The sequence below is a fragment of the Robbsia andropogonis genome, assembly GCF_000970345.1.
Taxonomy (GTDB): Bacteria; Pseudomonadota; Gammaproteobacteria; order Burkholderiales; family Burkholderiaceae; genus Robbsia; species Robbsia andropogonis.
The window spans coordinates 1-412 of the sequence record NZ_LAQU01000260.1 but is presented as its reverse complement, the minus strand read 5'-3'; the positions used below and the strand labels follow the sequence as shown (position 1 = coordinate 412).

Sequence of the window (412 nt, the reverse complement as noted above, 5' to 3'; positions counted from 1 at the left end):
CCGTACAAAGATGTGCTTCGTCTTGGCCAGCGCGGGCACTTGGGCTTTGGCAGCCGGATAGCTACGAAGCTGATCGGTCACGATGACCTGCGGTGCCGGGTGGTTGCGCAAAAGCCTCTTGAAGAACTGTTTGGCTGCGGCAGTATCTCGATGCTTTTGCAACAGGATGTCGAGTTCGCGGCCGTGTTCGTCGACGGCACGCCATAGCCAGTACGGCTCACCACGCAGACGCACGAACATTTCGTCGAGATGCCAGGTTTTGGCGCTACGGCCGGTGATCTTTACATGTGCGGCAAACCGGGCCCCGAATTTATCGCACCACCGCCGTATCGATTCGTAGCTGACGATCACGCCGCGCTCGAGCAATAATTCTTCGATGTCGCGCAAGCTCAGGGAGAAGCGAAAGTACCAT

At 57.5% G+C, this 412-nt stretch carries 1 protein-coding gene; it reads right to left on the bottom strand.

The window, feature by feature from the left end; translation table 11 throughout:
• The coding region (locus WM40_RS27430) for an IS6 family transposase (protein ID WP_046154713.1) at positions 1 to 412 on the bottom strand (412 nt) is incomplete at both ends.